Raw genomic sequence first — 26,007 nt, 5'->3', positions numbered from 1 at the left:
ATGCCGACGCACAGCAGATATAGGCAGGCCCGCGACCATGCGCAACTGTCCTGCCTTCATCCCAAGTTCACAGTTTACGGCAGGGCTGCCTTTCCGTGCGCACGTATCCTTTCGATTCGCCCTGTCCGGAAGGGGTAAGCACCTCCCTACCCTTCCGATGGACCGGCGTTGCGGGAAGGCAATGCCCTTTTATCGCGCACTTTAAATAATCATCCAACGCCAATAGTTGTGAAAGACATCTTACAGCCAGTTGAACCAGCATATGTACTGCCTAAGGTGGTGTATATTTATTAATTCAAAATATTAATACGTTTACATATCCCTTTCCCTCCGGAAACGGTCTAATGTCATCCCTAACAAGATCAAATGATGCGGCATATGCCGATAATTGCTTGTGGGGGCTTGGGATCATGAGCTGTTTAACGGAAGATTTCGACAGTTCCACCCTGGCGGCCGCAGAGGAAGGCGGACCGGAAACGGCATTGGCCATCCGCCGCTGCCTGGAAAGCCTGGTCCAGGAAGCGAAGCGGGGACAGATGGAGGATCTTGCCGAGTTCCTGGCGCTGGCCGTTCTGGCCGCCGACGACGCAGCCCGTGCCCGGCGCAAGCGGCTGATGCGGGCGGCCCCCCCGGAAATGGGCGATCTCGCGCGGCGCAAGGTGGCGGGCACCTGCTGACTGACGCAATATGCCGGTGACGATGTGCCGGTGACGCTGGCATCACCCCGGCGACATGCCGGGAGGGGGCATCACCCCGGCGACATGCCGGGAGGGGGCATCACCCCGGCGACAGGCCGGGAGAGCCGGAACGCCGGGGTCATGCCACATATCAGAAGGCCGGTCAGAAGGCGGCGTGGAGCCGGTCCAGGTCCTGGTCGGTGAAGTCGTAGGTGGCGTTGCAGAACTCGCACGTCACGGCCACCACCCCGTCGATCCGCATGTCATCCAGCTCGGCGCGGTCCAGACTGCGCAGCACGTCGCCCACCCGCTCGCGGGAGCAGCGGCAGCCGGGCCGCAGGGCCGTGCGCGGGTGGATGCGGGGCTGTTCCTCATGGAACAGCCGGTAGATCAGCTCATTGGCGCCAAGCGTCGGGCTCAGCAGCTCATCCGCCGTCACTGTGTCCAGCAACAGGCCGGCGCGGTTCCAGTCCTCTTCCCGCACGCCGGCCTGATGCTCGGTGAAGATACCGGCATCCTCCGGCGGCAGGGCCTGCAGCATGATCGCCCCGCCCACCCAGCGCCCGTCGGCATCCTTGCCCACGAAGCTCTTGATGCTGGCCGCCAGTTGCTCGCTCTGCCGGAAATAATGGCGCACGGCCTCGGCCAGGGTGGCGCCGCGCAGTTCCACGATGCCCTGGTAGCGCTCGGTATGCTCGCCCTGGTCCACGGTGAAGGCGACATAGCCCGACCCCAGAAGGGAGCCCAGGTCGGGCTTGAACCCCCTGTGCCCGCGCTGTTCGGCCAGCCGTTCCAGATCAACCCGGGCATAGCCGCGCAGATCGCCGACGGAGGTGACGTCGGCAACCGTATAGGCCACGGGCCCGTCACCCTTGGTCTGCAAGGTGAAGATGCCGTCATATTTCAGGGAGGAAGCCAGGGTGGCCGCCAGCAGGATGGTGTCCGCCAGCAGCGGCGCCAGTTCCTCCGGATAGGCATGGCGGGTCAATATCTCGTCCAGCGCCGGCCCCAGCCGGATCAGCCGCCCGCGGAAGGAGCTGCTGTCCAGCTGGAACGGCTGGCAGATATCGAACTCGGCCGTCACTTCATCGGTGTCGTGGCGGGGCTGGCCCGCCACGGGGGGTACGGAATTCATCGGTTCAGACACCAGGTCAGGATGCCCTTCTGGGCGTGCATGCGGTTTTCCGCCTCGTCCCACACCGCGGATTGCGGGCCGTCGATGATGGCCGACGTCACCTCTTCCTCGCGATGGGCGGGCAGACAATGCATGAATATGGCGTCTTTTTTCGCCAGGCCCATGATGCGTTCGTTGACCTGGTATGGCTTCAGCAGATTGTGGCGGCGATGCGCATCCTTGTTGTGCATCGACACCCAGGTGTCGGTGACGATGGCATCGGCCCCGGCGGCGGCCGTTTCCACATCGCGGTGGATGGTGACACGGCCATTATGCGCCTTGATCCATTCCAGCGTCTGGTGGGTGGGCGACAATTCCGGCGGGCAGGCGATGCGCAGTTCGAAATCGAACAGCACGGCGGCATGCACCAGGCTTTCGCAGACATTGTTGGCATCGCCGGTCCAGCAGAAGACCGCATCCTTGATCGGGCCCTTGCGTTCCTCGTAGGTCAGGATGTCGGCCATGATCTGGACGGGGTGCGAGCTGTCGGTCAGGCCGTTGATGACGGGGACGGTCGCCGCCTCCGCCATTTCATGCAGCTTCGCCTCATGGTCGGTGCGCAGCATGATGATGTCGACATAGCGCGACAGGACGCGGGCCGTGTCGCCGATCGTCTCGCCATGGCCAAGCTGGATTTCCTTGCCGGTCAGGCAGATCACCTCGCCGCCCAACTGGCGCATCCCCACCTCGAACGACACGCGGGTGCGCGTGCTGGGCTTTTCGAAGATCAGCGCCAGCGTCTTGCCCAGCAGCGGGCGTTCCGATCCCTGGCCGCGCTTCATGAAGGCGGCGCGGTCCAGCATCTCGCGCAGTTCGTCCAGGCTGTGCCGGTGGATGTCCAGGAAATGGCGGGGGGTCTTGTCGATGGTCATTGCGCCAGCTCCTGGCAGGTCTTGTCGATGATGGCGACGGCTTCGGCGATTTCCGGCTCGCCGATGGTCAGCGGCGGCAGGATGCGGATGACATTATCCGCCGCGGGCACGACCAGCAGGCCGTTGCGGCGCAGGGCCGTCACCACGTCCCCGTTCGGTTTGACGCATTTCAGGCCCAGCATCAGGCCCTTGCCGCGCACATCGGCCAGCACGGCCGGATGGCGGGCCACCAGGGCGGCCAGGGCGGCCTCCAGCCTGGTGCCGGTCTCCGCCACCTTCTCCAGGAAGCCGGGGGCGGTGACCACGTCCAGCACGGCGTTGGCGACAGCCATGGCCAGCGGATTGCCGCCGAAGGTGCTGCCATGGGTGCCGGGCACCATGCCGGCGGCGGCCTTCTCGCTGACCAGGCAGGCGCCGACGGGAAAACCGCCGCCGATGCCCTTGGCGATGCACATGACATCGGGCGCCACATCCGCCCATTCATGGGCGAACAGCTTGCCGGTCCGCCCGACGCCGGTCTGGATTTCGTCGAAGACCAGCAGCAGGCCGAACTCGTCCGCCGCCTGGCGCAGCGCCCGCAGATAATCCGGGCTGGCGACGCGGATGCCGCCTTCGCCCAGGATCGGTTCCACGATGATGCCGGCCGTCTGCGGCGTGATGGCGGCGCGCAACTCGTTCAGGTTCTCGAACGGGACCTGGTCGAACGCATCCAGCAGCGGGCCGAATCCGCCCGTCATCTTTTCCGACCGGGCGGCGGCGATGGCTGTGGTGGAACGGCCGTGGAAGGCGCCGCCGACCACGATGAAGCGGGTCTTTTCCGGATGGCCCGTGTCATGATGGTACTTACGCACCGTCTTCACGGCGCATTCCCACGCTTCCACCCCGGAATTGGTGAAGAACATCGTGTCGGCGAAGGTCAGTTCCGTCAGCCGCCCGGCAAGCTGCTCCTGCCCCGCCACGCGGAACAGGTTGGATGTATGCCAGAGCTTGCCCGCCTGCTCGGTCAGCTTCTGCACCAGGTAAGGATGCGCGTGACCCAGGGCGTTCACCGCGATGCCGGCGGTGAAATCCAGGAATCGTCGGCCGTCCGTATCCCAGATATGGGCGCCTTCACCCCGCTCGAACACAATGTCGACGCGGGAATAGGTGGGCATCACGGCAGGGATCACGGCCTCAACTCCATTGAGCCATAGGGTTCGCAACGTGTCGGGCCCTATGCCCGCACGCCGGAACCGCGGACTATTGGGTGGGAGTGTCCGCCTGTCAACTTACCCCCATGCATCCCTCACGTGTCCTGGGCAAGAGCGTTGCGGTTTTAACCCTTTCAGCTTATGAATGAACGCGAAAGAACGGGCTGGTTAACACGCCGCCCATGGAAATCCGACCCAACCGGTCAGCCTCTGGCGGAGAGTATTGAGCCGATGCCCAACGATATCCTGGACCCGCGCAGTTTCCAGCGTCCCGGTTTGAGCGGTGCAGCGGAGGCGGCTGCGGATACGGGACCGTCGGCCGGCGGCATCACCACCATCGCTTCCGAGGCCCGGATCGAGGGGGCGAAGATTTCCCACTGCCATACGCTGCATGTGGCCGGACGCCTGGTCGACGTGACCCTGGTCGACATCAAGATCCTGGAAATCGCCGAGGGCGGCCATTTCGAGGGCACCGCCAATGTCGAGCAGATGCGCGTCAACGGCCGCGCCACGGGCACGATCGAGGTGTCGGGCATCCTGTCGGTGGGCGAGACGGGGAACCTGGAAGGCACCATCCGCTATGGCCGCATCAACATTGCCGATGGCGGCAGCGTGACCGGCTCCCTGCAGACCGGCAAGCCGCAATCCTGATCACCGGCGCGGGGTCGGTCGGCCCCGCGTGATGCACCCGCTTTTTTGGTGCGGCCGGCTTATCAGGGCCGGTCGCCACCCGTGCGGGCGGGTACGGCGAATTCCGGCCATTCCCGCGCCACGACCTCCCCATCGGCCGCCCAGGCGTGGCAGGTATCGATCATGGGCGGGCGCCGCGTGCGGGGTGGCGGGGTTTCCCCCCGGGCCGCCTGGGCGGCGCGCCGTTCCTGATCGCGGTCGTCCATCCAGGTGGCGATGGTCTGGAAGGCCGTGGTGGCCATGGGGCCCAGCAATTCCACCAGATGCGTGCAGCCTTCCGTTCCGCCCAGCCGTTCCTTCACGGCCGCGGTCCAGCCGCTGGCAATCGACAGGCCGACCAGACGCTGGAAATTGTCCGTGATTGCGGGACAAAGGCGATAGGGCGCGGCATCGGTGACCGCCACCACCGCCTGCACCGTCAACCGGCTGTCGAGTGTCAGGCGCATCCACATTTCATGCACGAAGGCGCCGGGCGGCAATTCCCCCCGGTCCCCTCGGAAAAAGGGATAATCCTTGGCATCCGTGATGTGGCCTTCGATGTCCCAAAGCCCGTCGGATCGCCGGTAGCCCTGGCAGGTCACCCGGCGCTGATGCATGCGTTCGCGCGGAACATCGGGCGGCGGCAAGGGCATGGGGTCACTCCCTTTATGGTGTGATGGGCGCTTTGCGCACAGCCGGCGGCAGGCGCCCGGCACCATTCTGGCGGCGGGAACGGGGCAGGGTCAAGGGCTTCCCTTTACGTTCCGGGAAGGTGGTTATTACCAACTTGCGATGAGTAGAACGCATCGCAAGTTGGTCCGGCGGCGATCGCCGCCGCGCCGCTCGTGCGGCGTCGCCAAGCCAACGAATGTTGGCGTCGGCGCAAGCCAACGAATGTTGGCGTCGGCGCAAGCCAACGAATGTTGGCGTCGGCCATTGAGTGCGGTGATCAGAACCAACAGGTTCTGATCACCGCAAAATAGTATAAGGCCATGCCGATCCCCCCGCGTATGGCACTTCTGCCGGATCGGCCCTTCGCCGTGGCCGCGATCCGCGATAAACAGGCCCATCGGAACAGACCCAGCAGGAGCCCCGCGCCATGCGCCCCACCGACCGCGTTTTCGTTGCCCTGGACATGCCGGAGACGGAGGGGGCGAAGGCCATGGCGGCACGTCTGGCCGGCCTGGTCGGCGGGGTGAAGCTGGGGCTGGAATTCTTCATGGCCCAGGGGCCGGCCGGCATCCGCGCGGTGGTGTCGGCGGGCGACCTGCCGCTGTTCCTGGACCTGAAGCTGCACGACATCCCCAATACGGTGGCGGGTGCCGTGCGTTCGGTGGCGCCGCTGGCCCCCACCTTCCTGACCATCCATGCCGGCGGCGGCCCGGCCATGGTCCGGGCAGCGGCCGACGCCGCGGCGGAGGAAGCCGCGCGGCTGGGCCTGGCCCGCATGCGCATCCTGGCCGTGACGGTCCTGACCAGCCTGTCGGATGAGGATCTGGCCGCCGTGGGCCAGGCCCTGCCCGCCGCCGATCAGGTGCGGCGCCTGGCCGCCATGGCCCATGCCAACGGGGCCGATGGCGTCGTCTGCTCCCCGGCGGAGGTGGCGCTGCTGCGCGCCGACCTGCCCGCCGATTTCACGCTGATGGTGCCGGGCATCCGCCCGTCCTGGGCCGCCGTCAACGACCAGAAGCGCGTGATGGGGCCGGGACAGGCCGTGGCCGCCGGGGCCGACCATCTGGTCATCGGCCGCCCCATCACGGCCGATCCCGATCCCGCCGCCGCATCCCGCCGCATCGCACAGGAACTGGGCGCATGAACATCCGGGCCAAGATCTGCGGCATCGGCACGCCGGAGGCGATGCAGGCGGCACTGGATGGCGGTGCGCGCTATGTCGGGCTGGTCTTCTTCCCCAGATCGCCGCGCAACGTGTCCATCGCCACGGCGGCGGAACTGTCGCGCATGGTCCGCACCGGCACGCGCGTCGTCGGCCTGTTCGTCGATCCGGCCGACGACATGCTGGCCGATGTGCTGGCCCAGGTGCCGCTGGACCTGATCCAGCTTCACGGGTCGGAGACGCCGGAACGGGTGGCCGCCATCAAGGCGCGCTTCGCCCTGCCCGTGCTGAAAGCCGTGAAGGTGGCGGAACCGGCCGATCTGGATGCGGCCAGGGCGTTCGAGGGCGTCGCCGACATGCTGCTGTTCGATGCCAAGCCGCCCAGGGGGGCCCTGCTGCCCGGTGGCAACGGGATCCGTTTCGACTGGTCGCTGCTGACGGGACGGCGCTGGGACTGTCCCTGGATGCTGTCGGGCGGCCTGGACCCCGACAATGTCGCCGACGCCGTCCGGGCAACGGGCGCCACGGCTGTGGATGTATCATCGGGTGTGGAGGATGCGCCCGGGCGCAAGAGCCCGGCCCGCATCCGCGCCTTCCTGACGGCTGTGGCCGGAATAAGGGGAACAGCATGACCGGCGCCGGTTTCACCCCGCCGCCGGGCGGCACCGTGGCCGGCTTCGGCCCGCCCGGCCTGTGGCTGCGGGCCCGCCGGCTGGACGATGCCGACGCCATGGCCGCCATGGCGTCGCTGCCGAAATTCAGGTACGGCACCCTGCGCCCGCCCTTTCCCGGTGTGGAGGGGACGCGCGCCTGGATGGAGAAGGGCGGGCCGGACGATCTGCACATCGTCGCCATCCTGGATGACCGGCTGGTGGGTGCCGCCAGCCTGGTGCGCCAGGGGGGCCGGCGCCGGCACGTGGCCGATTTCGCCATCGGCGTGCATGATGATGTGCAGGGGGCCGGCGTGGGCAAGGCCCTGACCCATGCCCTGGTCGATGCGGCGGACCGCTGGCTGGACCTGCATCGCGTGGAACTGACGGTCTTCGCCGACAATGCGGGCGCCATCAGCCTCTACCGGCGGTTCGGCTTCGTGGAGGAAGGACGCCTGCGCGACTATGCCTTCCGCGACGGCCGCTATGTGGACGCACTGTGCATGGGCCGTATCCGGTCCTGAATCCATAATACCGGCGGCCATGAAAAAAACCCCGCCGGCGAGACCGGCGGGGCGTCCTTTCAAGGCGGCCGCGGGGGGAGAGGTTCAGTCCTCCTCGCTGCCTTCCTCGGCATCGGCCTCGATCTGGTCGGCCAGGTCGCGCAGCATGTCGGCCACGTCTTCGTGGCTGGTTTCTTCCACGGCCTGGTTGACGGCCGCCTCGATCATGGCGATGGCCACATAGCCGGAAAGCGCGCCACCTTCCTTCATGGCCGCTTCAAGGTGCTTTTCCGCGACGTCGAGCGCCTTGTCGAAGAGCTGCTCTGCGGTGCTGGTTGGATCGGACATGGATGGTTCCCTTCCGGGCAAGATTGGTCGTTCGGTCCTTCTATCACCGTTTCGTCCGTCCGGCTTGCCAAAATCTTCGTCACCTCCTATGCCCCGGAAGAAGATTCCGTGAATGTCACGCCGGTGCCACCGGCCCAGGAAGAACCCCCATGGCCAGCCCCGCCCATACCACCTTCGAGCGCACCCGCCTGACCGATCCGGACCTGTTCCGGTTCTGGCAGGAGGATCGCGTGCGCTATGCCGACCTGGACCCGGTGGGCCATGCCAACAACAACGCCATCGGTACCTATTTCGAAAATGCGCGCGTCGGCCTTGTCTCCCATCTGGGCCTGCACGCCGCGGCGGGCACCTTCGCCGTGGTGCTGCGCCGGACCGATTTCGAATTTCTGGCGGAGGTGCATTATCCCTCGCCGTTGCGCACCGGCATGGGCATCATCGCCATCGGCAACAGTTCCATCACGGTCGGCGGTGGCCTGTTCGTGGAGGGCCGGCCCGTGGCCACCCACACGGCTATCCAGGTGCTGATCGATCCCGAAACCCGGCGGCCCGTGCGCGTGCCGGATGCGATGCGTGCCAACCTGGCCCCCTATCTGTTTTGACCCCCAGCGGAAAAAATCCCATGCCCCCCCGCAAGCCGCACGCCCGCCGCCCCGGTTCCCGTCCCGCCCAGCGCCCGGCACCCGAGCCGCCCACGCGCGGCCCCGTGGAGGTGGCGATCACGCGCCTCGGCGGCCGGGGCGACGGGCTGGCCGAATGGCAGGGCCACCGCCTCTATGTGCCGCAGACGCTGGTGGGCGACCGGCTGATGGTGAAGTTCGGCGCCCATCGCGGCGACGGATGGGAGGGGGTGCCCGTCTCCCTTCTGGCAGAGGGGCCGGGGCGGGCCGAACCGCCCTGCCCGCATTTCGGCAGTTGCGGCGGCTGCGTCGCCCAGCATATGGACGATGCGACCTATGCCACCTGGAAGCTGGAGGCGCTGACCACGGTGCTCGGGCGCTGCGGCCTGCTGGGGGACGGCGTGACGCTGCACCCGATGGCCCGGACCGAACCGGCCCAGCGCCGCCGCGCCGTGATGAATGCCGTGCGGCGGGGCAGCCGCGTCTGGCTGGGCTTCAACGAGGCGCATTCCCACCGGCTGGTCGATCTGTCCGCCTGTGCCGTGCTGGCCCCGCCGCTGACGGCCCTGATCGCCCCGCTGCGTGAGGCTCTGACACCGCTGCTGGCCGACGGGCAGTCGGTCGACGTGGCCCTGACCCTGCTGGATGACGGGGTCGATATTGTGCTGGAAGGGCTGGCCGCACCGGACCTGCGGACCCTGGAACATCTGGCCGGCTTCGCGCAGGCACAGGATCTGGCCCGCCTGTCCTGGCGCGCCCGGGACGGACAGCCGGCCGAGCCCGTGGCCCTGCGCCGGTCCGGCCTGCTGGGCTTCGGCGATGTCACCGTCTCGCCCGCGCCCGGCGCCTTCCTACAGGCCAGCCGGCAGGCAGAGAGCGCACTGGTCGCCGCCGTGCTGGGGGGTATCGGCCCGGCGACAGCGGTCGCAGACCTGTTTGCCGGCAGCGGCACCTTCACCTTTCCGCTGGCCGCCCACCTGTCGCCGGCCGGACATGTGCATGCCGTGGAGGGTGATCCGGCCGCCTTCGCCGCCCTGTCGGGCGGGTCGCGGCAGACACAGGGCCGGGTGACCGCGGAACGGCGCGACCTGTTCCGCGATCCGCTGGTGCCGTTCGACCTGGACCGGTTCCAGGCCGTTGTCTTCGACCCGCCGCGGGCCGGGGCCCAGGCACAGGCGGCACAGCTCGCGGCATCCGCTGTGCCCCGCGTGGTCGGCGTGTCCTGCAACCCGCTCAGCTTCGCCCGCGACGCCCAGATGCTGATCGATGGCGGCTACCGCCTGACCGACATCCTGCCCGTGGACCAGTTCCTGTGGTCGGCCCATATGGAACTGGTGGGCTGGTTCCAGCGCTGATCCCTGCGAACGGGGCGGGATGGCGGCATCAGGGGGTGACAACGATGCGGCCTTCCACCTTCCCGTTGCGCAGGCGGGTCAGCACGCTGTTGATATCGTCCAGCTTTTCGGTGGCCACCGTAGCCTTCACCTTGCCTTCCCCGGCAAACATCAGGGCCTCGGCCAGATCGGCGCGGGTGCCCACGATGGAGCCGCGGATCGTGATGCGATTCAGCACCACATCGAAGATGGGCACGGGAAAGTCGCCCGGCGGCAGCCCGACCAGGCTGATCGTGCCGCGGCGGCGGGTCATGCCGATGGCCTGGGCGAAGGCCGGGCGGCTGACGGCGGTGACCAGCACCCCGTGCGCCCCGCCGATACTGGCCTGAATCTCCTTCACGGGGTCGACCGTCGCGGCGTTCACGGTCAGGTCGGCGCCCAGCCGCCGGGCCAGGTCGAGCTTGCTGTCGGCCACGTCCACGGCCGCGACATGCAATCCCATGGCCTTGGCATATTGCACGGCCACATGGCCAAGCCCCCCGATACCGCTGATCACCACCCACTGGCCAGGGCGGGCATCCGTCTCCTTCAAGCCCTTATAGACGGTGACACCGGCGCACAGGATGGGCGCGATCTCCGCGAACCCGACATTGCCGGGCAGATGGCCGACATAGCCGGGATCGGCCAGCACATATTCGGCATAGCCGCCATTGACGGAATAACCCGTGTTCTGCTGTGCGGTACACAGCGTTTCCCAACCGGTCGTGCAATGTTCGCAATGACCACAGGCGGTATAGAGCCACGGCACGCCCACGCGGTCACCCTCGCGCACCTGCGTCACGCCGGCCCCGGCCGCCACGACGGTGCCCACCCCCTCGTGACCGGGGATGAAGGGCAGCGGCGGCTTGACGGGCCAGTCGCCGTCGGCGGCATGCAGGTCGGTATGGCAGACGCCCGACGCCGCGATCTTCACCAGGATCTGGCCCGGACCGGGACGGGGCACCGCCACCTCCTCCAGGTGCAGGGGTGCGCCATAGGCATGGACAATGGCGGCTTTCATCTTCTGCGGCAGCATGGGATCGCTTCCCCCTCTGGCTCAAGGCGGCTTGTGTCCGCCCGTTGCGGGATGAAGGCAGCATAGGGACCCCGCATGGCATGGCCATGATCCAGGTCAAACCCCTTCCTGAAGGAAACGGTTTTCCACGCACCGGGGTCCACCGGTGGGGCAAACGGGGGGTATGGCGGGGGAAAATGTGGCGCGCCCGGCAGGACTCGAACCTGCTGCCTCCAGTTTAGGAAACCGGCGCTCTATCCTGATGAGCTACGGACGCCAACCACGCCCCCCATATAGCGGCAATCGCGTGCAGGGGAAAGCCCCAAGCGTGGCCCGATCATGCCAGAAGGGCAGCCAGCACGCCGTTCAGCCGTTCCCGTCCGTCGGTGGTGGCGGCAAGCACGGCGCCGGCGCCATTGCCGCGCCATTCCAGCATACCATGGCGGATCAGGCCATCCAGCCGGCCGGCCGGCAGCCATTGGGCCAGCGGCCGGCCGGTTTCCGCCGCCACGCGCGCCAGGGGCACGCCTTCGGACAGGCGCAGGCCCATCATCAGCATTTCCGTCAGCCGGTCGGCGGCGGACACGGGCTCCAGGGGCTTGGCGCCCGTGCCCGCCGCCAGCGTGCGTTCCAGCCAGATTTCCGGCGCGCGGTGGGTGCGGGTGGCAACCTTGCCCTGGCCGGGCAGCGTCAGCCGCCCATGGGCGCCTGGCCCGATACCGGCATAATCGCCATACCGCCAATAGGTCAGGTTGTGGCGGCTCTCCTCGCCCGGCCGTGCATGGTTGGACACCTCGTAAGCAGGCAGGCCGGCGGCGTTCAGCACCTCCTGCGTGGCGGCATAAAGGTCGCCCTGCACCTCCTCCTCCGGCAGGACCAGGGCGCCGCGCGCATGCAGGGTGTGGAACTGCGTGCCCTCCTCGATGGTGAGCTGGTAGAGCGACAGGTGCCCCACGGCATGGTCCAGCGCACGGGACAGTTCCTGGCGCCAGGCTGCCACGGTCTGGTCCGGCCGGGCATAGATCAGGTCGAAGCTGTAGCGGGGAAAGATGGCGCGGGCCAGACCGATGGCGGCCAGCGCCTCCCCGGCCGAATGCCGGCGGCCCAAAGCCTTCAGGTCGGCATCGTTCAGGGCCTGGATGCCCAGGCTGACACGGTTGACACCGGCCGCGCGGAAGGCGCGGAACTTGTCCGCCTCCACGCTGGTCGGGTTGGCTTCCAGCGTCACCTCGGTGCCAGCCGGCAGGCCCCAGCGCTCATCCGCCCGGCGCAGGATGGCTTCCACCGTCGATGGCGGCATCAGGGATGGCGTGCCACCCCCGAAAAATACCGATGTCAGGGTGCGGCCGGGCGTCAGATCGGCGAAATGGTCCAGTTCGCGCAGCAGGGCTTCCGCCCAGCGCGGCTGGTCCACCTTTTCCCGCACATGGGAATTGAAGTCGCAATAGGGGCATTTGGACGCGCAGAACGGCCAATGCACATAAAGCGCGAAACCCGGATCGGGCGGGGTCGTCATTTCATATCATCCTGGGGGCCATCCTGGGGGGCCATCCTGGGGGGCCGGCCGCCTATTCCAGCACCTTGCCCGTGAAATCGCAAAGGTCGCGGACGATGCAGGCCGGGCAATCGGGCTTGCGCGCCTTGCAGACATAGCGGCCGTGCAGGATCAGCCAATGATGCGCATGCAGCCGCCAGGCGCGCGGCACCCGCTTCAGCAGCCCCTGTTCCACGGCCTCCACATCCTTGCCCGGCGCCAGGCCCGTCCGGTTGGAGACGCGGAAGATATGGGTATCGACGGCGATGGTCGGTTCCCCAAAGGCCACGTTCAGCACGACATTGGCCGTCTTGCGCCCGACGCCCGGCAGTTCCTCCAGCGCTTCGCGCTGACGCGGAACGGCACCGGCGTGCCTGTCCAGCAGAATCTCCGACAGCCGGATGACATTGGCGGCCTTGGTCTTGTAAAGGCCGATGGTCTTGATGTGGTCGCGCACCACGGCTTCGCCCAGCGCCACCATGGCCGTCGGGTTGTCCGCCTTTTCAAACAGGGCACGGGTGGCCTTGTTCACGCCCACATCGGTGGCCTGGGCCGACAGGACCACGGCGACCAGCAGCGTATAGGGATTGGAATATTCAAGCTCCGTCTTCGGTTCCGGGTCGCGTTCGGACAGGCGGCGGAAGAATTCGTCGATGGCGGCGCGCTTCAAGGGGAAAACCTGGACAAGGTGGGGGCGCCCCAGCATAGCGGGCCGCAGCGGCCACCGCAATCGGGCGCCCCTTCCCGGCCACCCTGCCCCGTCCGGCTCCGCCTGTCCTGTTTCTCCTGTCCGGCTCCGCCTTCCGGGCGCGCACACGCCCTTGCCGCGACACAGGCGTCGACCATATCGTAGCAGGCATGAATGATTTGGCCGTATCATCGCCGGATCCGCCGGCCACAGCATCAGCGCCGGAAATCCCGGCGGTGATCCTGTTCCGCGCCGTGATCCACCCGCATCGCAGCCTGAGCCCGGCCGGGTTCCGGCGGCTGATGTGGTGCGTGGGCGGCCTGAGCCTGGGCACCGGCCTGATCTTCTTCCTGAACGGCGCCTGGCCCGTGGTGGGCTTCATGGGGGTCGACGTGGCGCTGCTCTACTGGGCGTTCAAGGCCAGCTACCGCAGCGGGCACGCGCAGGAGACGGTGGAACTGACTGACAGGGCGCTGACCGTGGAACGGGTGGACCCGGCCGCCCGGCGGCAACGCTGGACCTTCCAGCCCACCTGGCTGCGCGTGCATCTGGACGACCCCATCCGCCCCGGCAGCCAGATCACCCTGTCCTCCCACGGGCGGCATCTCGTCGTGGGCAGCTATCTCTGCCTGGATGAACGGCAGGATTTCGCCCGCGCCCTGCGTGCTGCCCTGGATGATTGGCGGGGGCGGCGGCCGGGTGACCTGCCCGTCAGGTGATCGCGTCCAACTGCTCGTCGGAGAGATAGCCCGGCACCACGGTGACGGGGATGCGCAGGTTGCCCGACATCTGGCCCACCACGTGGCTGATCAGCGGCCCCGGCCCGCCGCGTCCCGTGCCCGCGGCCAGCACCAGGATGGAGATGCTGGGCTCCTCCTGGATCAGCTTGATCAGTTCCTCGCTGGTCTGCCCGTCGCGGATATAAAGGGAGGGGACGGAGCCGGCGATATCCACGACATCCTTGGCCAGGCGCTGCATCAATTGCTCCGCCTCCTCCCGCTGCTCCTGCTTCATCAATTCCTCGATGGCACCCCATTGCTGCAATTCCCCCGGCGGGATCACGTTCAACAGGGCGACGTGGCCGCCGGAATTGCGGGCGCGCCGGGCCGCGTAATGCAGGGCCACGGTCATTTCCTCGGTCTCGTCCACGACGACCAGGAAGATGCGGGCCTTTTCGCTCTGGCTCATCGGGTCCTCCAGGGGGAACAGATTCTGTCGGGTCTCAGGCATAAAGGGAATGCGTCAGGGTTTGCGGAACACGATGCCGGCCAGCCAGCCGGCCGTCACGGCCAGCATCACGCCCAGCACGGCATAAAAGACCGATTGCCGCTGGGCGAATTCATAGACATTGGCGGAAAAGCCGATCTTGGATACCAGCAGCGGCGTGGTCTGCGCACTGACCACGTCGCCATTGCGGATCAGGAAGACCGACGCCGTATAGGTCCCCGTGGCCACATTGGCCGGGAAATGGATGCGGGTGCGGAACAGGCGCTGACCCAGAAAGGAGACGGTACCCGTCTCCGTCGCGTAAAGCCCGGCCCGCTGCTTGTTGCGGATCAGGGCGGCACGGAACTCCGCCAGCATCTCCGGCGGCAGCTTGGCCCGTTCGGGCAGCAGGCGGACATAATCCAGCCCGATCTCGTGCCGCAGCAGCACGGGCGGCGGCACCACCCCGTCAAGCGGCGAGGTGACGGCGACCATGTAATAGGCCGGCACGCGCAGGAACACGACATCCTCGGTATTCACCCAGATGCCGGCCACCCGGTCCTTGCGCCGGACCGTCACCTCCCCCTCCGGCCCCTGCACCACGACCGCCACGTCGCCATCCCCGTCGACGGCGCCGAACAGCACGACATCGGTGCCCGTGAAACCCGTGGTGATGGCGATCAGGTGGCTGGACAGGTCGGCCACCAGCGACTGCCCCCAGGCCGGCCGGATGGCCAGCCACAGGCAGAGGCCCGCCAGCAGGGCGACGGGCAGGGCCGACCAGCGCCGCGCCGTCATGTCGCCACCGGCAGGGTGATGGAATAAAGGTCTTCCGGCCGGACGATCAGGTCCACGGCCAGCTTCACGGCCACGGCCAGCACCATCAGCGCCAGAAGGGCGCGCGCCTGCTCGCCCCGCAGCCTGGCCCCGGCGCGCGTGCCGAACTGCGCCCCGACCACGCCGCCGACCAGCAGCAGCAGGGCCAGGACGATATCGACCGTCTGGTTGCCCACCGCCTGCAGGAAAGCGGCAAGGCCCGTGGTGAAGATGATCTGGAACAGCGAGGTGCCGGCCACCAGCGCCGTCGGCATGCCCAGGACATAGATCATGGCCGGCACCAGCAGGAAGCCGCCGCCGATCCCCATGATGGCCACCAGCACACCGCCCACGAAGCCGATCAGCGCCGGCAGCAGCGCGGAGATGTAAAGGCGGGAACGCGGGAACCGCACCTTGAAGGGCAGACCGTGCAGCCAGGTATGGTGATGCAGCTTGGACCGGACGGGCTTTCCCCGGCCCTTCAGCATGGCGCGCACGCTTTCGGCCAGCATCAGGCTGCTGACCGTGCCCAGGAACAGCACATAGGAAAGCGAGATCACCAGATCGATATGGCCCAGCTTCTGCAAAAGCCCGAAAAGCCAGACGCCCAGACCCGTGCCCACCGTGCCGCCGGCCAGCATGACGCTGCCCAGCTTCACATCGACATTGTTGCGCCGCCAATGGGCCAGCACGCCCGACACGCTGGCCCCGACAAGCTGGTTGGCCTGGGTCCCCACGGCCACGGCCGGCGGCACGCCGATGAAGATCAGCAGCGGCGTCATCAGAAAGCCGCCGCCCACACCGAACAGCCCGGACAGGAACCCGACACCGCCACCCAGCATCAGGATCAACAGGGCGTTGACCGAGATTTCGGCGATCGGAAGGTAGATCTGCATGATCCCCAAGGGGCCGGTGGCGAGACGTCTTCCAACTTAACGCCCAAAGGGGCCGGAACCCAAGCGGCAAACGCTCATGCCGCCCACCCGCATGCCCATCCGCTATGCCGGCTGGGCCGCAACGCGCGCCAGGATAAGGCGCGCCGCCCCCTCCAGCCTTTCCGGCGTCATGCCCGTGCGGTGCCCCCTGTCGGCCTCGCGCACCTGATCCGGGAAGGGCGGGACATGGATGAACCCGGCCGGCAGATGGGGCCGGGCATGGCGGATGCCGAAGAAAAGATGGTTGCAGATATAGCCGCCGGCATCGCGGCTGGTCCTGACCGCAATGCCGGCGGCCCCCAGATCATCGATGATCGCGTCCAGTGGCAGCGACGACCAATAGCCCATGGGACCCGCCGGATCGATGGGACGATTGCGGCGCACCTGTCCGTCATTGTCGGGCGCCGTGCTGTCATCCAGGTTCAGGGCCAGCCGTTCGGGCCGGATGGCATCCGTGTCGTAAGCCAGGCCGAACATCACGACGGCATCCGGCGCCGTTGCCGCCACGGCGTCCAGCAGGGCCGGCACGGCCCCGTCGAATGTCACGGGCAGGGTGATGCCCGTGACATCCGCCCCGCCGATGCGCGCACCGTCAAGCCGTTCCGCCAGCCAGGCCGTGGGATTGGCCGCATGGTCCAGGAAAGGCGCGAAGCCGGTGACCAGAAGGCGCGTCACGGCCGGTCAAAGGCCCAGATCGGTCAGGGCCGACAGCAGGTCGCGCGGCTGCGCCAGACCGGCATGGGACTGGTCCGACGCGCCCACGACCAGCAACCGGTCGGCGGCGGCCGAAACACCCAGGCGCTGACCGAAGGAGGCCATGTCGTCGCGCGACGGCAGGACATCGATGCTGCCATGGCCATAGACCAGCACGGGCAGGACGCGCGTCCCGGCCGCCTGCTGTTCGACCAGCGCCGCGGCGGACAGCAGGGCCCGCCAGCAGGGGGTGCGGATGGCGGCCGGCTTGTCATCCGTCGCGTCCGCCCGCATTTCCGCGCCGGCGGCGCCCAGGCCCCAGCGACGGCCGCACAAATCCTCCGTCGCGACCAGGGCGACGACGGGCGTGGCGCCCCGCTGGTCGCTGGCCACGGCGATGATGCCCGACCCCTTGGCCACGGCCGGCGTGCGCACCGTCTGGCCGAACCGGCGGGACAGGGTGGACAGCACGGCTTCCACGGTCTGGGCCAGGGCCACATCGCCGGCCGGCTGGGCCAGACGGTTCCACGACCCGAAGACCAGGGCCGCCACATCCGCCGAGCCGGCAGCGGCCGGCGTGACGGCGGCCGGTGACGGCGCCGGGACCGGCCGCTGTTCCAGGGCGGCGATGCGCCGCGACAGATCGGCAATGGAAGGGGCCGGATCGGTGATGGCCGGACCCGCGGCCGGCCGGTCTTCCAGGGCCGCCAGACGGCGTTCCAGCGCCGCCAGGGCCGGGGACAGATCCACGGATGCCGGGATGGGGCCGGCAGGTGCCTCCCCATCGGTGACCGCCGGTGCCGGTGCCGGTGCCGGTGCCGGTGCCGGTGCCGGTCCATCGCGCAGGTCGGTGCGGATGTCACGCACATCCAGTTGCAGGTCGCGCACGGCACCCACCACCCGCATGATGCTTTCATGCACCTGGCTGATGATGACGTTGAGCTGGTCCTGCCCCACGAAGCCGCCCGTGGGCATGGGCAGGCTGGGCCCCTCCCCCTGCGCCATGGACTGACGCGCCGCGGCGATCCAGCTTTCCAGCCCGGCCACCCGGTTCAACAGGTCGCCCGTGGTCTTGGAGACGCGGTCCAGTTCCTCCGGATAGCGGGAGACCTGCTGACTGACCACACCCGTCAGGTGGGCCAGCCGTTCCCGCAATTCCTGGATGCTCTGGCCCAGGGCGTTGATCTTCATGGTTTCCGGCAACTGGACGACGGCGGAATGCATCGCCGCCAGGTCGGACCGGAAATCGCGCAGCCGCGAGCCCACATGCAGCGCCAGGTCACGGACGATGGTTTCCGCGTAATCGAACGGGTCGACCGATTCCTGGACCTGTCCCACCAGGGGGCCGCCGGTCTCCCCGGTTTCGACCGGCCGGCGCTCATCGGTGGTGTCGCTGGACGGCATGCTCATGGGGCGGCCTCGCTGGAGGAGAGTGTATCGTTCAGGGAAGCCAGGAGGCGGGCGCGGCGCGCTTCGGCATCCTGGCGGCCAAGGCGGGGAACGGCACCGCCAGGTGCCGCAGCGGCCGGCGCGGCGGCGCGCGGCGGGGGCAACGGTGCAGAAACGGGCTTCGCGCCATCCCCGTCGGCGGCATCCGGCCCGTCACCAGCCGCGGGCGCCGCGGCCGGCCGCGGTGATTCGGCCGAAAGGGGGGGCAGGGAAACGCTGATGGGCGCGATCGGCGGACCGCCGACCGGCTCTGCCACGGAAGCGGGTTCGGCGGCAGGGGACGGGGCAGGCTTGCGCGGCGGGACAGCCGCCGCCGGCTGAGGCGGGGAAACCGCCGGGGACGGGCTCGGGCTCGGGGCCGGCGGCGGGACCAGATTTCCCGCCCGCGGCTGCAGCGACGACAGGGGCGGCACGATCGGCCCCTTGGGGATGACCAGCGCGCTGGCCCGATTCAAAGGCTCGGGGATGGCCCCGCCGGCCAGGTCGGTCAGCAGCTTGCGCAGGGCGGCCGCCTTGGTGCCCTTCATCGTCTCCACCCGGGTCTGTGCCTGATGGATCAGGCCGGGTCCGGCCGATAGCTGGAGGAAGTTCACCTGTTCGTGGGTCAGGCTTTCCAGCCGCCATGTCAGATCGTCCAGCAGGTCCTGGCCGCCCACGAATCGGTTCAGAAGCTCGATGATCGCCGTGACGACCGTGGCGTCACGCACGGCGCGGGAGGAAAAGACCGGACCGTTGACCGCCGGACCCGGCAGCGCTTCCAGGCTTGCCAGCGGGAAATCGGCCTCCGGCGGTGGCAGGGCGGTTTCCTCCACGACGCTGTCCTGACGCGGCGGTTCTTCCACCGGTGGCGGAGCCACGGGCGCCGGAGCCGCCGGCTGTGTCACCTCCGGCCGGGCGCCGGTCAGACGGCGCAGAAAAGAGCCAAGCATCGTGTTCTCCGCCATCCCAGGATCAGGGATGGGACCTCTTTGCCGACTTCCCGCACGACGCTGTCCGCGCCCTCGGGCAAGGAAGGCACAACGCATTTCATCCGCATGGCCCGGCGCTTCTCCACCCAGAACGTTCTCTTAGCCGTTATCGTTAGCACGTTCGGTCATATCGATGCAATTTCGCTACCTTGCCGGAGGCATTTTCCCGACAGGTGACGCGACGCGGCCGATGAGTGACACTTGTGTGAAATGCTTCACACTGGCGGCCGGACTGCGCCGCGTATGGGGTTGCCAATCCGGAGACGGCGGGCGCATCTTCGTCCGGATGAATGTTGTTTTGATCCACCGCAATTGGAAAGCCGGGACAACGCAATATTAACGACCGACGGAAGATAGTGCGACCAGCCCTCGGGCCGACCCATTCCATCATCGACAACCGGTGCCCTGTCCCGATGCCATTTCCCACTGCCCCCCATTGGACAGCCCCCGTCACGCCCGGCATTCCGGCCGAAGGCGCACCGGTCAATGGCGCATCTACCGAAGACGCAGGGACCGAGCAGATGGACATGATCCAGCCGCATGGCTGGCTGATGGTGCTGGATGCGCGCAGCCGCCTGCTGCTACAGGCCGGCGCCAACCTGCCCGACCTGCTGGGCCGGCCGCTGGACACGGCGCTGGGCCACCCCGTTGCCGACCTGCTGGGCCCCGCCGCCGCCCGGTCGCTGGACCGGGCCATCACCCAGGCGGGGCAGGATGCCATCGGGCCCCTGTCGCTGCGCGTGATGCGCAACGGGGTGCGGCAGCGCCTGATTGCACATGGTCATTGGGACGCCGCCGGCCTGATCCTGGAGATCGAGGCCACGCCGGCCGCCGGCGATGGCGCCATGCTGACGGCTGGTTTCGGGGCCTCATTGCGCCGGTATCGGCACATGGCCGACCTGGACAGCCTGGCGCAGGCCGCCGCCCATGACCTGCGCCGCCTGACGGGGTACGAACGGGTGTTGCTGATCCGCCTGGCCGACCGGCCGGAACCCGTGATCCTGGCCCAGGATGCGGCACCCGGCATTCCCGATCCGTCCGGTGTGGGCTTCGGCCCGCCGAGCGAGACGGAAAGGATGCTGCTGGAATTGAACCGGGCGCGTGTCATCCGCGACATGGCGGCCCCCGCCATCCCCGTCCTGCCGGCCGACAGCCCGCAGACAGCCCGGCGGGTGGACCTGCGCCGGGCCGCCCTGCGGGCACCGGCATCATCGCTGCGGACACGCGCGGCCTTGCGCGGCATGCGCGGGGTGATGGTGGTCGCCCTGTCGGTGGGCGGCCGGCTGTGGGGCTATCTCTGGTGTGAAAGCCGCACGCCGCGGGCGTTGACGCCCGCCATGCGCGCCCTGTGCGAAGGGCTGGGGGAGATTGTCGGCGCGCAGATCGCGGCGCTGGAGGAACGTGCGATGGCCGCCGCCCGCACCCGTGCGGCGCGGGGGATGGCCCGGCTGGGCCGGCATCTGCGCGAGGCGGTGGAACTGGCCGACGGCCTGCTGGTCGCGCGGGCCGACCTGACCGACATCATCCCGCATGACACGCTGATCATCGGGATCGACGGGGTGCAGCATGGTGGCGAAGGCGGTCCGCCGCTTTCCCACTGGCTGGATCTGCTGGCCTCCGATCAGGTGCTGCGGCGTGACGGCATCGCCTGGTGCGGCGGCCTGCTGGGCGTGACGGTCCCGGACGGCCAGGTCGTGCTGCTGCGCGACACGGGCATTCCCTGGACCGCCGCCGAGCTGGAGGCCGGGCAGGAACTGCACCATCTTCTGTCGGAACGGCAGGCGGAGATCTATCGCCGGCGGACCGAGCAAAGGCTTCATGTCCTGGCCCATTTCGACCCGGTGACAGGGCTGGCGAACCGCGCGCATCTGTTGCGGGCGCTGGATCAGGCATTGGGCGTGGACAGCGACGCCGCCATCACTGTCATCGGACTGGACCGGTTCCGCGCCATCAAGGCCGCCCTGGGGGAAGCCGATGCGGATGCGCTGCTGGCTGCCATCGCCAGCCGGCTGCGCACCTGCGTGCCGCCGGGCGACCTGCTGGGCCGCATCGACACGGGCGAATTCGCCGTCATCTCGTTCGAGAATGGCATGGACCGGGCCGACCGGCTGGCCCCGGCCGTGCGCGACGCGCTGCGCGCACCCCTTTCCGTGGCCGGACGCGAGATGTTCGTGACGGCCAGCCTGGGCGTCGTGTTCTGCGACGGCCGGGGCAACGACGCCCCCGCCCTGCTGCGCGACGCGGAGATCGCCAGCGCGGAGGCGGAAACGGCGGGCGGCAGCGGGCGGCGCGTGTTCGACGACGCCATGCGCGCCCGGCTGACACAACGCAACATCATCTATGACCGCCTGCGCCAGGCCATCTATTTCAGCAATGGCGTGCGCCCCGCCTTCCAGCCCATCGTCCGCCTGTCCGATGGCGAGCTGGTCGGGTTCGAGGCGCTGGCCCGCTGGACCGACCCCGAACATGGGCCCATCCCGCCATCCACCTTCGTGACGGTGGCCGAGCAGACGGGCCTGATCGTGCCGCTGGGCAACCAGATCCTGGTGCAGGCCTGCCGGCAGGCGGCCAAATGGAACCGCGACCGGACGGAGAAGCCGCTTTACGTATCCGTGAACCTGTCGCCCTATCAGCTCGACCCGTCGCGGCTGGATATCGTGCGCTGGGTGGCCGGCGTGCTGGACATGACCGAATGCAGGCCGGAATGGCTGCAGCTCGAAATCACGGAAAGCGGCCTGATCGGCCAGGGCGGGGAAGCGGTCTCCATCCTGAAGGGGCTGCGCGATCTGGGGATCGGGCTGGCCATCGACGATTTCGGCACGGGCTATTCCTCCCTGGCCTATCTTCAAAACCTGCCCGTCGACACGATCAAGATCGATCGCAGCTTCGTGACGGCCATGACCAGCGATCCCAAGGGCGTGGAACTGGTCAGCGCCATCCTGCACATCGTCGGCATCATGGAATTCGGCGTCGTCGCCGAAGGGGTGGAGACGGAGGAGCAGGCCCGGCTGCTGACGCAGATGGGCTGCGAGCGGGGCCAGGGATACCTGTTCTCCCGCCCGCTGGAAGCCGATGCGGCCCTGGCCATGGTGCATCACATGCCCGTCCTGTCCACGGCGCGGCCAAGGGCACCGATATTGCGGGCCGGCCGCTGGGGTTGAGCGCCGGCGGGGCTTGTCCTGGATCAAATGATGGCGCAAATCAGCGCAGGCGGCATGCCCGCCGGTGTGAAACCGGCCGGGCGCGTGCTACATAGGGACCACCATGCATCGTTTCGCCAATCCCGCCCGCTTCCTGCGCCTGGCCGCCCTGGTCCTGCCCTGGGCTTCGGTCCTGTCCGTCCTTCTGTTCGCCGCCGGCCTGTATCTGGGGCTGGTCGCCAGTCCCGGCGACTATCAGCAGGGTGACACGGTGCGCATCATGTATGTGCATGTGCCGGCCGCCTGGACCGCCATGTTCGCCTACAGCTCCATGGCCGTCGCGGCGGCCTGTGCCCTGGTCTGGCGTCATCCGCTGGCGGAGGTCTATTCCAAGGCCGCCGCCCCGCTGGGCGCCGGCTTCACCCTGCTGTGCCTAGTCACGGGCAGCCTGTGGGGGGAACCGATGTGGGGCACCTGGTGGGTGTGGGATGCGCGGCTGACCTCGGTGCTGATCCTGTTCTTCCTGTATCTGGGCTATATGGCGCTGGTCGATGCGTTCGATGATCCGCAGCGCGGCCACCGGGCGGGCTCGATCCTTCTACTGGTCGGCGCCATCAACGTGCCCATCATCAAATTCTCGGTCGACTGGTGGAACACGCTGCACCAGCCGGCCTCCGTCCTGCGCCTGGGCAAGCCGACCGTGCATCCCGACATGCTGTGGCCGCTGATGATCATGGGGGCAGCGTTCCTGACCTATTTCACGGCGACCGTCATCCTGCGCATGCGTGCCGAGCTGGCTGAACGGAAAATCCAGACCCTGCGTCTGACCCAGGCCGGGGGGGTGTGACATCATGGCCGAGTTCTTCCAGATGGGCGGTTACGCCATCTATGTCTGGTCCAGCTATGGCCTGGCGCTGGTGGTGCTGGGCGGATTGCTGGGCTTCAGCCTGGCCGGCCTGCGCCGCAAGGAACGGCTGCTGCGCATGCTGGAGGAAAGCCTGCCGCGCCGCCGCCGCCGCACGGACCGGCAGGACGCCGGTGGAGGGGACACGCCATGATGACGCGCAAGAAGCGCCGGCTCTATATGCTGCTGCTGGCCCTGGCCGGCCTGGGCACGGCGACGGCCCTGACGCTGACGGCCTTCGACGAGAACGTGGCCTTCTTCTTCTCCCCGTCCGATCTGGTCACCCGCCCGCCGGGCGACAAGCTGGTCCGTGTCGGCGGGCTGGTGGAAGGCGGCAGCGTCACGAAGCTGGATGATGGTGTGACCACGAACTTCATCATCACCGACACGGCCCACAGCGTGAAGGTGAGTTTCAGCGGCGCGCTGCCTGACCTGTTCCGTGAGGGCCAGGGCGTGCTGGCCGAAGGCCGGCTGGGCCCCGACGGCACGTTCCAGGCCCGTGAGATCCTGGCCCGCCATGACGAGAATTACATGCCCAAGGAAGTGGCCGACGCCCTGAAGGCATCGGGCGAGTTCCGTCCCGAGGTGCCGGGCCGTCCGGTCTACGGACCGGAAGGGAAGTAACCCGCACCCCGCCCCGCCCTTCCTTCCCCGGCCATGGGTTGCCGGATCGATGGGGAACGGGGAATGGCGGCGAAGCGCCAGGATGACGGCAGCCGGCCGCCACAAGGCAAAGCCCCCGAGCAGCGAGAAGAGCATGATCCCGGAGATCGGACATTACGCCCTGGTGCTGGCCCTGCTGCTGGCCATCGTCCAGTCCATCCTGTCGCTGGCCGGTGCGGCGCGCCGGGATACCGCCTGGATGGAAGCGGGGCGGATGGCGGCCTTCGCCCAGCTCGGCGTCGTGACGATCGCCTTCCTGGCCTTGATGCAGGCCTATGTCGTCTCGGATTTCTCCGTGCTGAACGTGGTGGAGAACAGCCACAGCCTGAAGCCCATGCTCTACAAGGTCTCCGGCGTCTGGGGCAATCATGAGGGCTCGATGCTGCTCTGGGTGCTGATGCTGGCCCTGTTCGGGGCGGCCGTGGCCTCCTTCGGCCGCAACATCCCGCCCACGCTGAAGGCCCGCGTGCTGGGGGTACAGGGGCTGATCGGCTTGGGTTTCCTGCTGTTCATGCTGCTGACCAGCAATCCCTTCGTCCGGATCGATCCGGCACCGCTGGACGGCAACGACCTCAACCCGCTGCTGCAGGACCCCGGTCTGGCCTTTCACCCGCCCTTCCTCTATCTGGGCTATGTCGGCTTTTCCGTCGCCTTCAGCTTCGCGGTGGCCGCCCTGATCGAGGGCCGGGTCGACCCGGCCTGGGGCCGCTGGGTCCGGCCCTGGACGCTGGTGGCCTGGGCGTCGCTGACCATGGGTATCGCCATGGGGTCCTGGTGGGCCTATTACGAGCTGGGATGGGGTGGCTGGTGGTTCTGGGACCCGGTTGAAAACGCTTCCCTGATGCCCTGGCTGGCCGGCACGGCCCTGCTGCATTCGGCCATCGTGGTGGAAAAGCGCGATGCCCTGAAGACCTGGACCATCCTGCTGGCCATCCTCACCTTCTCCCTGTCGCTGCTGGGCACCTTCCTGGTGCGTTCGGGCGTGCTGACCTCCGTCCATGCCTTTGCCGTCGATCCGCAGCGCGGCGTGGCCGTGCTGATCCTGCTGGGTCTGGCGACGGGCGGCGCGCTGCTGCTGTTCGCCCTGCGCGCCCATTCGCTGAAGGTGGGCGGCCTGTTCGCCCCGGTCAGCCGGGAAGGGGCGCTGGTGCTGAACAACCTGCTGCTGTCCGTGTCGGCGGCCGTGGTGCTGATCGGCACGCTGATGCCGCTGCTGCTGGATGTGTTCGGGCACAAGATTTCGGTCGGCGCGCCCTATTTCAACTTCATCACGCCGTTCCTGGCCATTCCGCTGGTCCTGTTCATGGCGGCGGGGCCCTTCCTGTCGTGGAAGCGGGCGGACCTGCCGGGCGTGCTGGGCCGGCTTTGGGTGGCGGGGCTGCTGACCGCCATCGTCGTGCTGGCGGCCCTGTGGCAACAGGGTGTGCGGCCCGTCATGGCCCTGGTCGGCATCGCCATGGCGGGCTGGGCCGTGTTCGGCGCGGTCTGGGAGATCGCCGACCGCGTGAAGCTGTTCCGCGTGCCCGCGCGTGACAGCCTGTCGCGCGCGCGCGGCCTGCCGCTGGGCGCCTGGGGCACGGCCACGGCCCATGCCGGCATGGGCATCGCCATCGCCGGCATGGTCGGCACCAGCTTCTGGCTGACCGAGGATGTCCGGGTGATGGGGATCGGCGATAAGGCCGCCATCGCCGGCTATGAATTGACCCTGGACAAGGTGGAGGATCTGCGGGTCGCCAATTACACGACCGAGATGGGCCATTTCACGGTCCGGCGCGACGGCCAGACCATCGCCACCCTGACCCCGGAACGCCGCTGGTATCCCGTCGCCAAGATGCAGACGACGGAAGCGGCCATCTACACGACCTTCGCCGCCGACCTCTATGCCGTCCTGGGCGAGCCCAATGGCGACGGCAAGGGCTGGGTCGTGCGGCTCTATCATCATCCGCTGGTGCCCTGGATCTGGATCGGCTCGCTGGTCATGGTCCTGGGCGGCCTGCTCAGCGTATCGGACCGGCGGCTTCGGGTCGGCGTGCCTGCGCGCCGGGCTGCCCCCGCCGTCTCCAACCTGCAACCCGCCGAGTAAGCGCCC

At 68.2% G+C, this 26,007-nt stretch carries 27 protein-coding genes and 1 tRNA gene; 13 read left to right on the top strand and 15 right to left on the bottom strand.

The features are described from left to right. Positions 1 to 410 precede the first annotated feature (410 nt). Positions 411 to 677, top strand: coding sequence for a hypothetical protein (locus ACM9LZ_RS10335; protein ID WP_416619314.1), 267 nt, complete (start codon positions 411 to 413; stop codon positions 675 to 677). 163 nt (positions 678 to 840) lie between these two features. On the opposite strand, the gene hslO is transcribed toward ACM9LZ_RS10335, so the two are convergent. The 3 genes from hslO to ACM9LZ_RS10320 are packed head-to-tail and all read right to left on the bottom strand — an operon-like array spanning position 841 to position 3,892. After that, a complete protein-coding gene (hslO, locus tag ACM9LZ_RS10330) occupies positions 841 to 1,812 on the bottom strand; it encodes an Hsp33 family molecular chaperone HslO (protein ID WP_416619313.1) in 972 nt (323 codons plus the stop codon). Next, positions 1,809 to 2,723 carry an ornithine carbamoyltransferase gene (gene argF / locus ACM9LZ_RS10325; RefSeq protein WP_416619312.1) on the bottom strand — a complete coding sequence of 305 codons (915 nt, stop codon included), beginning with the start codon at positions 2,721 to 2,723 and terminating at the stop codon, positions 1,809 to 1,811. The genes hslO and argF overlap by 4 nt, the downstream gene beginning before the upstream one ends. Beyond that, positions 2,720 to 3,892: an aspartate aminotransferase family protein gene (locus ACM9LZ_RS10320; protein WP_416619311.1), complete on the bottom strand. Its 1,173-nt coding sequence runs from the start codon at positions 3,890 to 3,892 to the stop codon at positions 2,720 to 2,722. The genes argF and ACM9LZ_RS10320 overlap by 4 nt, the downstream gene beginning before the upstream one ends. A 252-nt stretch (positions 3,893 to 4,144) precedes the next feature. On the opposite strand from ACM9LZ_RS10320, the gene ACM9LZ_RS10315 reads away from it, so the two are divergent. Next, the gene (locus ACM9LZ_RS10315; RefSeq protein ID WP_416619310.1) at positions 4,145 to 4,564 is read left to right on the top strand and encodes a bactofilin family protein; all 420 of its coding nucleotides are present in this window, start codon (positions 4,145 to 4,147) and stop codon (positions 4,562 to 4,564) included. Between the two features lie 62 nt (positions 4,565 to 4,626). Here the strand turns inward: ACM9LZ_RS10315 and ACM9LZ_RS10310 are convergent, their stop codons facing one another. Next, positions 4,627 to 5,235, bottom strand: coding sequence for a DUF2889 domain-containing protein (locus ACM9LZ_RS10310; RefSeq protein WP_416619309.1), 609 nt, complete (start codon positions 5,233 to 5,235; stop codon positions 4,627 to 4,629). Positions 5,236 to 5,681: 446 nt separating this feature from the next. Here ACM9LZ_RS10310 and pyrF point away from each other — a divergent pair, with 446 nt between their 5' ends. The 3 genes from pyrF to ACM9LZ_RS10295 are packed head-to-tail and all read left to right on the top strand — an operon-like array spanning position 5,682 to position 7,590. Then, a complete protein-coding gene (pyrF, locus tag ACM9LZ_RS10305) occupies positions 5,682 to 6,398 on the top strand; it encodes an orotidine-5'-phosphate decarboxylase (RefSeq protein WP_416619308.1) in 717 nt (238 codons plus the stop codon). Further along, on the top strand, positions 6,395 to 7,048 hold the full coding sequence (locus ACM9LZ_RS10300) for a phosphoribosylanthranilate isomerase (protein WP_416619307.1): 654 nt from the start codon (positions 6,395 to 6,397) through the stop codon (positions 7,046 to 7,048). The genes pyrF and ACM9LZ_RS10300 overlap by 4 nt, the downstream gene beginning before the upstream one ends. Then, entirely contained in the window at positions 7,045 to 7,590 is a 546-nt protein-coding gene (locus ACM9LZ_RS10295; protein WP_416619306.1) for a GNAT family N-acetyltransferase, read from the top strand. Before ACM9LZ_RS10300 ends, ACM9LZ_RS10295 begins: the two co-directional genes overlap by 4 nt. Before the next feature lie 84 nt (positions 7,591 to 7,674). Here ACM9LZ_RS10295 and ACM9LZ_RS10290 read toward each other — a convergent pair whose 3' ends face one another. After that, entirely contained in the window at positions 7,675 to 7,917 is a 243-nt protein-coding gene (locus ACM9LZ_RS10290) for a hypothetical protein (RefSeq protein ID WP_416619305.1), read from the bottom strand. A 149-nt stretch (positions 7,918 to 8,066) separates the two neighbouring features. Between ACM9LZ_RS10290 and ACM9LZ_RS10285 the strand changes: the two genes are divergently transcribed. Continuing rightward, positions 8,067 to 8,516 (top strand): acyl-CoA thioesterase, encoded by a 450-nt coding sequence (locus ACM9LZ_RS10285; RefSeq protein WP_416619304.1) that lies wholly within the window; start codon positions 8,067 to 8,069, stop codon positions 8,514 to 8,516. 20 nt (positions 8,517 to 8,536) lie between these two features. Then, positions 8,537 to 9,889 carry a class I SAM-dependent RNA methyltransferase gene (locus ACM9LZ_RS10280; protein WP_416619303.1) on the top strand — a complete coding sequence of 451 codons (1,353 nt, stop codon included), beginning with the start codon at positions 8,537 to 8,539 and terminating at the stop codon, positions 9,887 to 9,889. Between the two features lie 28 nt (positions 9,890 to 9,917). Here ACM9LZ_RS10280 and adhP read toward each other — a convergent pair whose 3' ends face one another. The 4 genes from adhP to nth form a co-directional block, all read right to left on the bottom strand. Next, positions 9,918 to 10,943, bottom strand: a complete 1,026-nt coding sequence (adhP, locus tag ACM9LZ_RS10275; RefSeq protein ID WP_416619302.1) for an alcohol dehydrogenase AdhP — start codon at positions 10,941 to 10,943, stop codon at positions 9,918 to 9,920. A 179-nt stretch (positions 10,944 to 11,122) separates the two neighbouring features. Beyond that, positions 11,123 to 11,199 (bottom strand) — tRNA-Arg (locus ACM9LZ_RS10270). Between the two features lie 60 nt (positions 11,200 to 11,259). Continuing rightward, complete coding sequence (hemW, locus tag ACM9LZ_RS10265; protein ID WP_416619301.1) at positions 11,260 to 12,438, bottom strand: radical SAM family heme chaperone HemW; 1,179 nt, start codon at positions 12,436 to 12,438, stop codon at positions 11,260 to 11,262. A 52-nt stretch (positions 12,439 to 12,490) separates the two neighbouring features. Beyond that, positions 12,491 to 13,126 (bottom strand): endonuclease III, encoded by a 636-nt coding sequence (gene nth / locus ACM9LZ_RS10260; protein ID WP_416619300.1) that lies wholly within the window; start codon positions 13,124 to 13,126, stop codon positions 12,491 to 12,493. Positions 13,127 to 13,380: 254 nt separating this feature from the next. Here nth and ACM9LZ_RS10255 point away from each other — a divergent pair, with 254 nt between their 5' ends. After that, on the top strand, positions 13,381 to 13,863 hold the full coding sequence (locus tag ACM9LZ_RS10255) for a DUF2244 domain-containing protein (protein ID WP_416619299.1): 483 nt from the start codon (positions 13,381 to 13,383) through the stop codon (positions 13,861 to 13,863). Here the strand turns inward: ACM9LZ_RS10255 and ACM9LZ_RS10250 are convergent. From ACM9LZ_RS10250 to ACM9LZ_RS10225, 6 genes are all read right to left on the bottom strand, one after another. After that, positions 13,856 to 14,332, bottom strand: a complete 477-nt coding sequence (locus ACM9LZ_RS10250; protein ID WP_416619298.1) for a universal stress protein — start codon at positions 14,330 to 14,332, stop codon at positions 13,856 to 13,858. The two genes, ACM9LZ_RS10255 and ACM9LZ_RS10250, sit on opposite strands and share 8 nt — an antisense overlap. A 54-nt stretch (positions 14,333 to 14,386) precedes the next feature. Continuing rightward, a complete protein-coding gene (locus ACM9LZ_RS10245) occupies positions 14,387 to 15,148 on the bottom strand; it encodes a TIGR02186 family protein (RefSeq protein ID WP_416619297.1) in 762 nt (253 codons plus the stop codon). Further along, positions 15,145 to 16,062, bottom strand: coding sequence for a sulfite exporter TauE/SafE family protein (locus ACM9LZ_RS10240; protein WP_416619296.1), 918 nt, complete (start codon positions 16,060 to 16,062; stop codon positions 15,145 to 15,147). Before ACM9LZ_RS10240 ends, ACM9LZ_RS10245 begins: the two co-directional genes overlap by 4 nt. Positions 16,063 to 16,164: 102 nt before the next feature. Next, a complete protein-coding gene (locus ACM9LZ_RS10235; RefSeq protein ID WP_416619295.1) occupies positions 16,165 to 16,776 on the bottom strand; it encodes a pyroglutamyl-peptidase I in 612 nt (203 codons plus the stop codon). Between the two features lie 6 nt (positions 16,777 to 16,782). Then, positions 16,783 to 18,204, bottom strand: coding sequence for a hypothetical protein (locus ACM9LZ_RS10230; RefSeq protein WP_416619294.1), 1,422 nt, complete (start codon positions 18,202 to 18,204; stop codon positions 16,783 to 16,785). Then, positions 18,201 to 19,172: a hypothetical protein gene (locus tag ACM9LZ_RS10225; RefSeq protein ID WP_416619293.1), complete on the bottom strand. Its 972-nt coding sequence runs from the start codon at positions 19,170 to 19,172 to the stop codon at positions 18,201 to 18,203. Before ACM9LZ_RS10225 ends, ACM9LZ_RS10230 begins: the two co-directional genes overlap by 4 nt. A gap of 560 nt (positions 19,173 to 19,732) precedes the next feature. Here ACM9LZ_RS10225 and ACM9LZ_RS10220 point away from each other — a divergent pair. The 5 genes from ACM9LZ_RS10220 (at position 19,733) to ACM9LZ_RS10200 (ending at position 26,001) form a co-directional block, all read left to right on the top strand. After that, entirely contained in the window at positions 19,733 to 22,372 is a 2,640-nt protein-coding gene (locus tag ACM9LZ_RS10220) for an EAL domain-containing protein (protein WP_416619292.1), read from the top strand. Positions 22,373 to 22,475: 103 nt separating this feature from the next. Beyond that, complete coding sequence (locus ACM9LZ_RS10215; RefSeq protein WP_416619291.1) at positions 22,476 to 23,198, top strand: heme ABC transporter permease; 723 nt, start codon at positions 22,476 to 22,478, stop codon at positions 23,196 to 23,198. A 4-nt stretch (positions 23,199 to 23,202) separates the two neighbouring features. After that, a complete protein-coding gene (ccmD, locus tag ACM9LZ_RS10210; protein WP_416619290.1) occupies positions 23,203 to 23,409 on the top strand; it encodes a heme exporter protein CcmD in 207 nt (68 codons plus the stop codon). After that, a complete protein-coding gene (gene ccmE, locus ACM9LZ_RS10205; protein WP_416619558.1) occupies positions 23,409 to 23,879 on the top strand; it encodes a cytochrome c maturation protein CcmE in 471 nt (156 codons plus the stop codon). The genes ccmD and ccmE overlap by 1 nt, the downstream gene beginning before the upstream one ends. A 133-nt stretch (positions 23,880 to 24,012) precedes the next feature. Further along, positions 24,013 to 26,001, top strand: a complete 1,989-nt coding sequence (locus tag ACM9LZ_RS10200; protein WP_416619289.1) for a heme lyase CcmF/NrfE family subunit — start codon at positions 24,013 to 24,015, stop codon at positions 25,999 to 26,001. The last annotated feature ends 6 nt before the right edge of the window (positions 26,002 to 26,007 follow it).

Source organism: Niveispirillum fermenti, assembly GCF_048066175.1.
Classification (GTDB): domain Bacteria; phylum Pseudomonadota; class Alphaproteobacteria; order Azospirillales; family Azospirillaceae; genus Niveispirillum; species Niveispirillum fermenti.
Note: the sequence above shows the minus strand (reverse complement) of the source record. Positions and strands in the feature narration are given on the sequence as shown.

What these genes read in the sequence shown, in the direction of transcription:
- adhP (WP_416619302.1), bottom strand. Translation starts at nt 10,943, where the DNA reads ATGCTGCCGCAGAAGATGAAAGCCGCCATTGTCCATGCCTATGGCGCA.
- pyrF (WP_416619308.1), top strand. Translation starts at nt 5,682, where the DNA reads ATGCGCCCCACCGACCGCGTTTTCGTTGCCCTGGACATGCCGGAGACG.
- ACM9LZ_RS10290 (WP_416619305.1), bottom strand. Translation starts at nt 7,917, where the DNA reads ATGTCCGATCCAACCAGCACCGCAGAGCAGCTCTTCGACAAGGCGCTC.
- ACM9LZ_RS10335 (WP_416619314.1), top strand. Translation starts at nt 411, where the DNA reads ATGAGCTGTTTAACGGAAGATTTCGACAGTTCCACCCTGGCGGCCGCA.
- ACM9LZ_RS10285 (WP_416619304.1), top strand. Translation starts at nt 8,067, where the DNA reads ATGGCCAGCCCCGCCCATACCACCTTCGAGCGCACCCGCCTGACCGAT.
- ACM9LZ_RS10315 (WP_416619310.1), top strand. Translation starts at nt 4,145, where the DNA reads ATGCCCAACGATATCCTGGACCCGCGCAGTTTCCAGCGTCCCGGTTTG.
- ACM9LZ_RS10230 (WP_416619294.1), bottom strand. Translation starts at nt 18,204, where the DNA reads ATGAGCATGCCGTCCAGCGACACCACCGATGAGCGCCGGCCGGTCGAA.
- ACM9LZ_RS10240 (WP_416619296.1), bottom strand. Translation starts at nt 16,062, where the DNA reads ATGCAGATCTACCTTCCGATCGCCGAAATCTCGGTCAACGCCCTGTTG.
- ACM9LZ_RS10220 (WP_416619292.1), top strand. Translation starts at nt 19,733, where the DNA reads ATGGACATGATCCAGCCGCATGGCTGGCTGATGGTGCTGGATGCGCGC.
- ACM9LZ_RS10310 (WP_416619309.1), bottom strand. Translation starts at nt 5,235, where the DNA reads ATGCCCTTGCCGCCGCCCGATGTTCCGCGCGAACGCATGCATCAGCGC.
- ACM9LZ_RS10225 (WP_416619293.1), bottom strand. Translation starts at nt 19,172, where the DNA reads ATGCTTGGCTCTTTTCTGCGCCGTCTGACCGGCGCCCGGCCGGAGGTG.
- ACM9LZ_RS10250 (WP_416619298.1), bottom strand. Translation starts at nt 14,332, where the DNA reads ATGAGCCAGAGCGAAAAGGCCCGCATCTTCCTGGTCGTCGTGGACGAG.
- hslO (WP_416619313.1), bottom strand. Translation starts at nt 1,812, where the DNA reads ATGAATTCCGTACCCCCCGTGGCGGGCCAGCCCCGCCACGACACCGAT.
- ACM9LZ_RS10245 (WP_416619297.1), bottom strand. Translation starts at nt 15,148, where the DNA reads ATGACGGCGCGGCGCTGGTCGGCCCTGCCCGTCGCCCTGCTGGCGGGC.
- ACM9LZ_RS10280 (WP_416619303.1), top strand. Translation starts at nt 8,537, where the DNA reads ATGCCCCCCCGCAAGCCGCACGCCCGCCGCCCCGGTTCCCGTCCCGCC.
- ccmD (WP_416619290.1), top strand. Translation starts at nt 23,203, where the DNA reads ATGGCCGAGTTCTTCCAGATGGGCGGTTACGCCATCTATGTCTGGTCC.
- ACM9LZ_RS10200 (WP_416619289.1), top strand. Translation starts at nt 24,013, where the DNA reads ATGATCCCGGAGATCGGACATTACGCCCTGGTGCTGGCCCTGCTGCTG.
- argF (WP_416619312.1), bottom strand. Translation starts at nt 2,723, where the DNA reads ATGACCATCGACAAGACCCCCCGCCATTTCCTGGACATCCACCGGCAC.
- ACM9LZ_RS10295 (WP_416619306.1), top strand. Translation starts at nt 7,045, where the DNA reads ATGACCGGCGCCGGTTTCACCCCGCCGCCGGGCGGCACCGTGGCCGGC.
- ccmE (WP_416619558.1), top strand. Translation starts at nt 23,409, where the DNA reads ATGACGCGCAAGAAGCGCCGGCTCTATATGCTGCTGCTGGCCCTGGCC.
- hemW (WP_416619301.1), bottom strand. Translation starts at nt 12,438, where the DNA reads ATGACGACCCCGCCCGATCCGGGTTTCGCGCTTTATGTGCATTGGCCG.
- ACM9LZ_RS10215 (WP_416619291.1), top strand. Translation starts at nt 22,476, where the DNA reads ATGCATCGTTTCGCCAATCCCGCCCGCTTCCTGCGCCTGGCCGCCCTG.
- ACM9LZ_RS10300 (WP_416619307.1), top strand. Translation starts at nt 6,395, where the DNA reads ATGAACATCCGGGCCAAGATCTGCGGCATCGGCACGCCGGAGGCGATG.